The 6031-nt window shown below is 46.3% G+C and carries 4 protein-coding genes; all 4 read left to right on the top strand.

All coding sequences use genetic code 11. The annotated features are described in order from the left end of the window. Positions 1-645 precede the first annotated feature (645 nt). Entirely contained in the window at positions 646-1134 is a 489-nt protein-coding gene (locus G547_RS23105; protein ID WP_084645969.1) for an RHS repeat domain-containing protein, read from the top strand. Positions 1135-1195: 61 nt separating this feature from the next. Then, complete coding sequence (locus tag G547_RS23840; protein WP_169449448.1) at positions 1196-5458, top strand: RHS repeat domain-containing protein; 4263 nt, start codon at positions 1196-1198, stop codon at positions 5456-5458. A gap of 16 nt (positions 5459-5474) precedes the next feature. Continuing rightward, positions 5475-5687 carry a hypothetical protein gene (locus tag G547_RS0112470; protein WP_027330147.1) on the top strand — a complete coding sequence of 71 codons (213 nt, stop codon included), beginning with the start codon at positions 5475-5477 and terminating at the stop codon, positions 5685-5687. A gap of 142 nt (positions 5688-5829) precedes the next feature. After that, a partial coding sequence (locus tag G547_RS0112475; protein ID WP_027330148.1) for a helix-turn-helix domain-containing protein occupies positions 5830-6031 on the top strand: 202 nt, incomplete at its 3' end.

Genomic DNA, 6031 nt, shown 5'->3' on the forward strand with positions numbered 1-6031 from the left:
GGAAAGAAGATCGGCGGGTGACGGCCTTCGGCCTTACCACACCCTACGGGATAGTAGCGTAGGGCATGGTAAGCGCGAAGCGCGCCACCTGCCGTTTTAGGTTGGAGTGTGGCTCCGTACCCCCAACCAGAACGCCAAGGGTTTAACACGCCGAATCACCAACCACTCCAATATCAATAGCGCCATCAGCGACAGCTCTACCAAGGGTAAAACGACGCCCAATACCAGAATGCCTGCTCCGACCGTTTTCGCTTCGTGCTCGTCCAACGCAAAGGGTGCGCCTTGCGTGTAGCTGGCAGGGCAATCGCTCGTGAATTTTCCAGCGTGTGAGGATTATTTTTTATTTATAAGATTTTTAATAGCAAAATGTTATATTTTATCTGATTGTCTTGGAAATGTTGTGGTGATAAATTGTAGTACGTTAAATGCCGCTAACACCTCAGCTAAAAGAAGGATTTTTGTCATGTTCTCAATTACTTCCGCCCCGCTGCTACTTCCGATTTTTTACTCTTTTGAGAAGAGTTATTTTAATTGAAAAAATATGGTAACAACGGGTTTCGTGAATTGATCGAGATGCGTCGTTGATTCCTGAAATAATTTTTGGAATTTTAAAAAGCTATAATTAATAACTGTGAAGGATCTAGCATGAATTTTCGACTAAAGCTTTTTGGGAAGCTGAAGTTTTCTAGTGCAACTGTTTTGGTTTTGTCATTTCTAATCTCAACCTTCGGTCAAATGGCTTCAGCGTCCTCGGTAAGTAGTTTTGAATACGCTGGAAGCCTTTTGGTTTCCGTGAGTTGTAGTGCCTCGTACTGCGCTCTAGATAGGGAAGGGCCTAATGGTGCGACGGTAGCTGTCGCTAGTTATGCTCCTCCTAATACTTCTGGCTATGTATCCGTTTCCAATCTTCCACCTGGGGAGTACATATTTAGATTGAAGGAAAACGGAGCTAGAGGCGGTTATGTAGTGGTGGATACAGAGACCATTGTGATAGCCGGAGCTGTTACCTACGAAACATCGTATGAATATGACGCTTTAGGAAGGCTAAAGAAGGTGGTTAGGCCTGGAGGGAAATCGACGAGTTATGAATACGATGACGCTGACAATAGAACATCGAAAAGCATCTCCAACTAGCAGTTTGAATGTTCATAACACTTAGTCAGCCAATAATCTCCACAGTAAATGGATGTTAGTCATGAAAAATAAAATTACCTTTCTCGTGAAGATCGCTTTGGCCGTGGTTCTTCTAGTGGTCACGGTCACAGGACACGTTTTTGCCTCAGATGCGGGGCCCGTCGTGCCTCCTCCCCCTGTACAAAGCACCACCGACTCTTTAGGCATTGACCAGATATCAGGCACAGCGTCGTATCCTGGAATGGAACTCTCGCTTGGTAATGATGAGAGCGGAATCGAAAGAAACCCTCTAGGAGTGTGGAGAGGTCGCGATAACTTTACTGGGTCAGTAACAGAAATCACAAAAACCGGGACCTACGGCGGAAATTGGGCTGGATCAGGATTGGATAATGGGGTCTATCTCCAGGTGTCCACTGGTCAGTCATCCTACATATTCGAAGTCCAAGGCGGTACGTACGAGCCTGTAAAAGGGGCGACCGGTAAACTGACTTGTAATTCAAGTAGCTGTACCTATACCTCCAGAAGCGGCGCCGAATATATATTCAAAAAATCGATTTCTAATGGCTATTATCAGAGCTTTAGGCACAGCGGTGCAGTTGTAGGGACCATGGATAATGTTGCCATGATGGAGAAAATTACGAATCCTGATGGCGAAGTTATCACCTTGTTCTATGAAAACAACCCCTTCTACCCTGGGAGTAATAAAAAATCTGTGGCGGCAGTGTCGACTTCGTTGGGATGGATGCTCAAGTATAACGCTAGTGGATTGAACTCGTATCCAGCAGGCTCATATACGGTGTATGAATATACGTCCTCAATTAAAGCGATTAACTCCCGGTATGACTATTGCGCCCCTTTGTCTGCTTGCGACTCGTTAAGTTACTCATGGCCAGAAGCGGAATTGCAGTCGAAGACGCAGTATGGAGTTGTTCAGCCAAGCTGGCCCGATGGCGGATCGATTACCAATACGATTTTAGAATCTTCAATAGAAAACCCCGCGGGCGATATTTTTTCACGCGAGTACGATAAAGAGGTGCCTCAGGGATACTACGATGATGTGGTAACATTTCCAAGTGGTAAAACCGTTTCCTACCGAATTGGATTGTGTGCTTCCTACCCTACGAACCAAACTTGTCCCTCCAACGCAAGCACGGGTAAAGTCACCAATGTGGACGTCGGAGGTCAACAGCAGGCGGGTTATGGTTGGACCGATACTTACAATACGGTTTCCAGTGGCTTTAATGGAGATGTCACAAGCTTTCAATCTAGGATCGAGAGCTACAAGGACAGACTGGGTAGGTCCTACGTTTATACTTATAACTCCGACGGATTCATCAAGAGGGTGATTGCTCCGGACGCTACGCCAGATCAGGTAAACCCTACGGGCGGCTACACAGAGTACTCTTACGACACCAGAGGCAATATCACTCATGTGAGGCGATACCCGAAAGGCGGTGGCTCTCCTTTGGTGACCACGGCTGACTATCCAGATAGCTGCAGCAACTGGAAAACGTGTAATCAACCTACATATATTATTGATGAAGCGGGTGTTCGGAGAGACTTTACTTATCACGCACAGAGTGGAAATGTGGAGTCCGTTCGGTGGCCTTCTGTAGATGGAGACCGCGCCGAGATTCGTTATACATACGAACAGAAAACACCAAAAATAAAGAACAGTAGCGGAAATTTAGTTAATAGCACTCCTGTATGGAAGTTGGTTAAAACGTCAAAGTGCATTAGGGGCTACCTTAATTCCTGTGAAGGCACTGTTGATGAACTGAAAACAACGTTTTCGTATGATTCTAATAAAAACCTTCTTATGAGCTCGGTAACGGAGGCGCTCGGTGATGGCTCTGTCTCTCGAACGACTACTATGGGCTATGATAGATATGGAAATTTAACTTGGGAGAATGGCCCCAGACCGGGAACCTACGATACCAAATATTACTATTACGACATTCTCAGGAATAAAATTGGTGAGATCGGTACAGACCCCGATGGCTCCGGACCGTTGCGAAGGCAAGGCAAGCGCACGTACTTTAATGAAGATGGAAAGGTTTCCAGCATTAAGGAAGGTGTGGTTAGCTCATTGGGGATAGCTTCTTTGAACAGCATGTATGCCGATACAAAGAAGGTGTTCGAGTACGATCCAGACTCTGGCTTGAAAGTTAAAGAGAAGCTGTATGCGGCTGGATCACTGGAAAATGTTATCCAGTTGAGCTACGACTCTAGGATGCGCGTGGACTGTCGCGCTGAACGACTCAATAGTGCGCAATATGGCAACCTCCCGGGATCCGCCTGCTCTCTGTCCCCGGCAGGGCCCGATGGAAACGACCGTATTACTAAGTACGAATACGATTCGGCGGACGAGATATTAAAAACCATCCATGCCTACCAAACGTCAAATGAAAGGGCCACCCGCACTAATAAGTACAGGTCAGATAACGGTCTTTTAGAGAATGTAAAGGATGGGAAAGGCAACACTACGTTCTATACGTATGATGACTTCAACAGGTTGGAGTACACCAAATTCCCCAATCCCAGTAATGGTGCGGTAGCTAGCTCGACCGATTTCATCAAGAACACGTATAACGCTGCGCAGCTTCAGTCTACCCGATTGCGAGATGGGCAGGTGGTCAGCTTTCTTTATGATGCTAGAGGAAGGCTAAGAGAGAGCTATGGCGCCATAGATAAAACGACCAAGTATGATAACTTTGGAAACGTAATCGAACAGAACAGCTCTAGCACCGGGGGAGATTTATCAAGAATAGAGGAGGAGTACAACGCTTTTGGTAGTAAAAAGTGGGAGAAAGCATTCTATGATAACAGCTTGGTGTCTACAGTTAGCTATGGCTACGACAACTATGGTCGAATGACAAAGCTGACATGGCCGGATAGCTTTTATGTCACTTACGATTACAATGTAGGTAGTTACCCTTCTGACTATGTAAAAAGAGTGAGAGAGAACGGCAGCTCTGTTCTCGTAACTTATAACTATGATGATTACGGTCGAATTTCCAGTCTAGTGCGAGGCAACGGAGTGACGACTGACTACGTATACGACGACCTTTCCAGAATAGAATTAATGGGTACGGATTTGTCGGGAGAACAGGATGACATATACGAGTCTTTCACTTACACCGCTGCAAGCCAGATAAAGACACACACACTAGAAATTGAAAATGTTGATTACAGGTATACCCCGGGCAGTTCAGCGAGCATTAGCTACACGCCCAATGATCTTAATCAAATAACGCAGATCAATGGTAGTAACGTAAGCTACGATGGTAGAGGAAACCTAAAAAGTAGGAGCGGCAGGTCGTATACCTATCAAGCCGATAATTTGATGACCAAAGTCGTGAGAAACGGAACCACGACTAACTTGGTGCACGACGCCCGCAACAGATTGTTCAGTGTCTCTGGAACGCGATTTGTCCACAGCAACCAGAACGTCATTGCTGAAACTAACTCATCAGGAGCTGTACAGCAAAGATATGTACATGGAATGGGCACCGACAGCCCTGTCGTTTGGTATCAAGGCTCTGGAACGAGTTCTAAGCGATACTACACAAAGGATTATAAAGGCAGTATTGTCGGAGCGACCAACCAATCAGGAAGCGCTGCGTTCATCAATGCTTACGACGAGTATGGGCTGAATGCCTCCTACAATCAGGGCAGATTTCGCTACACTGGTCAGATGTGGCTTCACGAAGTGGGCTTGTACTACTATAAAGCGCGAATGTATGATCCTGAGATAGGAAGATTCTTGCAAACCGATCCGGTGGGCTACGAAGACCAAATGAATTTGTACGCCTACGTAGCAAATGATCCGCTGAATCTTAGGGATCCTACTGGGATGTATGTTGAGGCTGGTTTTGAAGCCGCCAGCCTGGCAATGGGAGTAACATCATTTGTTAACAATGTTTCTGAAGGAAATTGGGGCGCTGCCGCTGTAGACGCAGTTGGTGTAGCCGTGGATGGCGTCGCAGCCGCAATACCTATAGTTCCGGGTGTGGTTGGTGCAGGCATTCAGGTTAGCAGGGGTGCAGACTCTGCGGTTAATGCTGTAAAGCTGGAGAAGCAGTTGGCTTCTGAATCTCAAGTCAGCCAACTAGCTGAAGGTGGTGGTACAGTTATTAGCCAGCCAGCTAATCAGGCAGACAGAATAGCGGCACAAACTGGCGCAAATCCGGCTGATATTCAAAAGGTGAGTTCTGACGCGCATGTCGCCAGGGACGGGCAACAAGTTCAGACACACTCGTTTCGTGATGCTTCGACAAATGAGCTCATTGAGCCTAAGACAATTATTGATGATCAAAGGTAGCATGAGTAATTAACTAATGGAAAAACTAAAGCGGATATCCTCTAAAAGTGGCACTCGGTTTATTGAAATTATGAAAACCGATAACGGCTCCTTATTACTTCAAAAGTTTGTTCAGCAGTATGATCCGGAAGAAGATCGAATCTATGAGATTCGAGAGTTTCCTGACCCCGAGGGTAGATATGGAGATTTAGATGCCGCAATTGCAGAAGCGATGAGACTGCTTAAGTAAAGGAAGAAAAAGGGGATGTATGGGTAGTCTGATATGTATTAGTTCAGACCAAATCTGACACTGCCTCTTGAAAAAGGGAGGGTTACCGGTTTTGATTGATGGTGACGAAACCTGAAATCAAAACACATTAGAGGTAACCCTCATGCTCAATAGTAACGAACGTATCATTAAACACAAGGTCGGATTGCTGAATTTGGCGGAGGAGCTGGGTAACGTCTCCAAGGCCTGCAAGATGATGGGCGTCTCGCGAGACACCTTCTACCGGTACAAAGAAGCGGCTAACGAGGGCGGTGTGGAGGCCCTGCTTTACAAGGATCGTCGAGTGCCGAATGTCCGCAATCGAG

Origin of the sequence: Marinimicrobium agarilyticum DSM 16975 (assembly GCF_000423345.1) — a bacterium.
GTDB lineage: Bacteria > Pseudomonadota > Gammaproteobacteria > Pseudomonadales > Cellvibrionaceae > Marinimicrobium > Marinimicrobium agarilyticum.